The 3,863-nt window shown below is 71.9% G+C and carries 3 protein-coding genes; 1 reads left to right on the top strand and 2 read right to left on the bottom strand.

Annotation, left to right across the window (positions count from 1 at the left end; all coding sequences use genetic code 11):
* On the bottom strand, positions 1-1,438 hold a 1,438-nt coding region (locus tag B0W88_RS30400; RefSeq protein ID WP_077038241.1), incomplete at its 3' end, for a hypothetical protein.
* 103 nt (positions 1,439-1,541) lie between these two features.
* Between B0W88_RS30400 and B0W88_RS30395 the strand changes: the two genes are divergently transcribed.
* A complete protein-coding gene (locus B0W88_RS30395) occupies positions 1,542-2,396 on the top strand; it encodes a lipase family protein (protein ID WP_083749173.1) in 855 nt (284 codons plus the stop codon).
* Here B0W88_RS30395 and B0W88_RS30390 read toward each other — a convergent pair whose 3' ends face one another.
* Entirely contained in the window at positions 2,397-3,698 is a 1,302-nt protein-coding gene (locus B0W88_RS30390) for a triacylglycerol lipase (protein WP_077038239.1), read from the bottom strand. It abuts the gene before it with no gap.
* Between the last annotated feature and the right edge of the window lie 165 nt (positions 3,699-3,863).

The following is a 3,863-nucleotide window of genomic DNA, read 5'->3' as shown; positions in this document are numbered from 1 at the left end:
CGGACTTCGCCAGCGCCTTGTCGCTGGACACGCCGTAGTAGGTGACCTGGAAGTCGATGCCCGCGCCGGCGCGGGCCAGCGAGAGCACGGCGATGCGGTCGCCCTGCAGCGCGAAGGCCGGCGCGCTCGCATCCGGCACGAAGCTGCCCTGTTCGCGCAGCCGCCGGGGCAGGGCCGGCGCGCTGCCGTGGCGCGGCCAGGGCTTGGCGGTGCCGAACAGGCCCTTGATGCCGTTGGCCGCTTCCTTGGCCGCGTCCAGGCCCGGCACGCGGATCAGGCAGGAGGGCGAGACGATCACCTCGAACAGCATCGGCTTGCCGCTGCGCACATCCAGCGCACGGGCCACGCGGCTCCAGTGCACGTCGCCGGTCACGTAGAGCACCGGGACGCCCTGGGCCGCCAGGCTTTCCAGCACGGGCAGGATGGTGTCGCAGTACTGCGCGTAGTTGGGCAGCTCGGCGTCGGCCGTGAAGCGTTCGCTGTCGCTGGCCGGCTCCACCATCATGGCCTGGCCGGAGACCAGCATGCCGAAGGCCGGCTGGCCGGCCTGGCGGCGGGCCAGCAGCGCGTCGCGCCAGGCGGCCAGCTCGGCCAGCGCCGGCGGCTGCAGCAGCACGCCGAAAGCGCCGTCGCGCAGGCTGCGCATGTCGGCCACGAGGAGGCTCAGCGGGTCGATGTCGATGCGCTTGGTGCCGCCGGCGCGGTTGTCCAGCTGGTAGTCCTCGTACAGGCCCAGGGCGATCTTCTTCCACTGGGCCTGGCCGGCGGGCGTCCAGGTCTTGGGCAGCTGGGTCTGGCGGTAGGGGAAGTTGTTCCAGTACTCGTGGTCGTCGGCCACGCAGATGGCCGGCGAGCGCGCGAGCACCGCGCCCAGGCCGCCGGTGCCCAGCGCCGAGTCGACGAAGTTGCGCCGGTACTTGCGGCCCAGCTTGTCGGCCACGCCGGCGTCGTCGCCGGGCAGGTCCTCGAAGATCGGCAGGTCGCCGTAGATCTGGTCGCCCATCATCAGCGTCAGCTGGGTGGGCATCATGATCTGCGCGGCCGTGGTGCCGACCAGGCCGGCATCGTCCTCCGGCTGGGAGTAGCAGGAGCACAGCAGGATGTTGAAGCCGCCGTCGAGGCTGGCGGGCAGGGCGCGCGGCAGCGTCTGCGCCTTCAGGGCCAGCGCCTGGCCGCCGGCGCGCAGCTGCAGCCGGTACACGGCGGCATCGCCCAGGCCGGTGATGCGGAACACGCAGCGGTGGCTGCGCGGGGCCGAAGGCCTGGCGAAGAAATCCTGGTCGCGGATCGGCGTCAGCGGGGCAAGCAGGCTCACCTGGCCCGCGCCACCCTCGACCGCCAGCACCGGCGCGGGTGGCGCGGCACCGGCGTCGACGATGGCGACCCACACGCGTAATTCACCGGCCGGTGCGGCCAGCGAATAGGCTGCCAGTCTCATGCGGCGATCCTCCTGCGTGCCGGTTGTACACCGGCAAGTCACGCGGGCGTTCCATAACTTGAAGGATGTACGGTGTGCCAGACTGGGCTAAACCGTCGCCATCATGCCCAGCCTCGACTACGACCCCAGCCGCAAGGCGCTGTACCAGCCCGAACTGCGCGAGACCCTGCTCGGCCCCGGCCTCAGCGAGGTGCAACTGGCGCTCGAATGCGCCCGGCTGGCCTACTACCGCTTCGACGAGGATGGCGCCGAGGCCGAGCGCCTGACGAAGGCGCTGGCGCTGGCGGGCTTCGGCGCGCCGACGCTGTTCAAGCACCCCGGCAGCGACGGCGAGGGCTTCGCCGCGGTCGACGCCGCCGGCCGGGGCCTGCTGGCCTTCCGCGGCACCCAGCCCGACCGCATCGGCGACCTGGTCACCGACGCCCGCACCAACACCGCCGCCTGGACACTGGAGGGCGGCCGCGGCAAGGTCCACGCGGGTTTTCGCAACACGGCGCTGGGCCTGTGGCCCGAGGTGCAGGACTGGCTGGGCAAGACCCGGCCCCAGCGGCTGATCGCCTGCGGCCACAGCCTGGGCGCGGCCATCGCCACGCTGCTGGCGGTGCCGGCCCGCGCGCAGCGGCTGGTCACCATCGGTTCGCCGCGCGTAGGCAATGCCGAGTTCGTCGCCCATGTGGCGGCCTCCGGGCTGGAGAACACGCGGGTGGTGGACTGCTGCGACGTGGTGACCGAGATCCCGCCCGCGCTGCTGGGCTTCGAGCACCTGCCCGGGCTCTTCGTCTACCTGGACCGGGACGGCGGGCAGCATCCCGAGGCTGCGCCGGCGCTGATCGACGCGGACCGCCAGGCGGCGCGGCGGGACTATCTCGGCCGCTACGCCTTCCGCCTGGGCACAGTGCTGATCCGCGACCTGGCGGACCATGCGCCGGTGAACTATCTGCGGGCGTTCTGGCCTTAGCTAGCCCAGCCGCCTCTCCAGCTCCGCCAGCACCGCCGCATCCCGGAAATAGTTCGTGTGATGCGTCACCGGGCTGTCCGGCAGGCGGCAGAAGTCGATGACGCCGCGCTCGCCCAGTTGCGCCATGTGCTCCACGTCCACCACCAGGTCGTTCGCCCCCGGGAACACCAGGTCCGCCGCGCCGTGCTTGATCTGCGCGCCGATGTTGGAGAAGCGCTTCCAGACCTTCCACAACGGTTCGGTGCTCTCCTTGGGCACGAAGGCGACGCCGATGCCGGACATCTGCGGGCGTACCAGCCAGTCCTCGGCGAAGAGCTGGCGCAGCTCCAGGTTGTTGGACACCGCCTGCTGGGTGGCAAGACCTGGCACCAGGGCGACGGCAGCGTCGACGATCGGCAGCCCGCTGCCCAGCCGCAGCGTCTTGCCCAGCACCTTGGCTAGGCCGGCCGCGCCCAGCGCGATCGGCATGAAGGAACCGGCCGCCTCGCCCAGCGCCGCGGCGGCGTCGGCATAGTTGGCCAGCAGGTCCAGTGCGCCGCGCAGCTTGTCCGGCGCGGCCAGGCTGGTGCCCACCAGCGGCGAGCCGACGAAGACGACCCGCTCCACCCTGGCCGGCGCCAGGCGCAGCAGCCAGGACAGCACCAGGCCGCCGCGGCTGTGGCAGATCACGTCGATCGGGCCGTCCACCTCGCGCAGCGCCCGGTGCAGGTCGATCGCGTTGGACCAGGCGCCCACCGACAGCGTGTGGTGGTTGAAGGCCAGCACCGCCTCGTAGCCCACGGAGGCCCAGCGCTCCAGCAGCTCGTGCCCCTGCTCGGTGGCGGGCAGTTCCTTCTCCCACATCTGCGAGCTGCTGAAGGTGCCGTGGATCAGCAGCAGCGTGCGGCCCTTGACGAGCGGCTGCGGGTCCGGCGCGAAGCGCTTGTTGCGCCACCTCAGCATGCCCTTGTCGCCGCTGAGCCATTGGTCCAGCTCGACCAGCTTCGTCGTCACGTCGTTGCGACCGAAGTCCTCGAAGCGGAAGGCCGCCACCGACTGGTCCGGCCGCAGGTGCACCGAGCGATAGCTGCGCCGCGCGCCGGTGCGGGCCGCGTGGGGCGGGGTGTAGAGCCAGCGCAGCAGGCCGCCGTCGTCGCGCAGCAGTTCGACCTGGGCGCGGCCGTCCACGTCGGCGGGGTCGAAGCCGCGGCGCCGGCGCGGGCCGATGGCCACGCGGGGGCCGGTCGTCACCGGGGGCATTGCCTCGTCCGGGAGGCGTGCCGCGACCTCGGACCACAGCAGCATCGGATCGTTGCGGTTCATGGCTTCAGCTCCCCTGCGTGGACGGGCAGCGGCGTGATGTTCTCCAGCCGGGCGCTGACGATGTCCAGCATCGAATGGAAGTCGTTCGGCTCGGCCAGCGCCGCCACGCCGGACTCGATCGCCTCGACGAAGCCGCAGTGCTCGGTCAGCCGCACCGTCTCGATC

The organism is Pelomonas sp. KK5 (genome assembly GCF_001984095.1).
Classification (GTDB): domain Bacteria; phylum Pseudomonadota; class Gammaproteobacteria; order Burkholderiales; family Burkholderiaceae_C; genus KK5.
The sequence above is the reverse complement of the archived record's forward strand: the minus strand, read 5'-3'. Positions and strand labels throughout refer to the sequence as shown.